At 50.3% G+C, this 292-nt stretch carries 1 protein-coding gene; it reads right to left on the reverse strand.

Translation table 11 applies throughout. From position 1 onward, the window contains the following. On the reverse strand, positions 1 to 292 hold a 292-nt coding region (locus tag FD26_RS10800), incomplete at both ends, for a transposase (protein ID WP_200953667.1).

The raw sequence follows: 292 nt of genomic DNA on the forward strand, positions 1-292 counted from the left end.
GTTTCAGTTCGGCTGCTTCACGGTTGGCGGCCCGATGAACTTGTTTAAAGTCACTGATCACGGCCTTGCGGTCTTTTACGCGAACTTTGTTCATCAGATTCCGCCCAACATGAACCAGGCAACGTTGTCGTTTGGCTTTAGGGAAATGCCGATTCAAGCCTTCATCCAAACCAACTAACCCATCGGCCACAAACAACAGCACATCTTTAACGCCCTGCTTGATCAAGGTTCCCAGCAGTTCAGTCCAGATTCCAGTCGATTCCGTTGGCGCCACTTGGTAGTTCAGCACTTC

Origin of the sequence: Companilactobacillus crustorum JCM 15951, assembly GCF_001434585.1 — a bacterium.
GTDB lineage: Bacteria > Bacillota > Bacilli > Lactobacillales > Lactobacillaceae > Companilactobacillus > Companilactobacillus crustorum.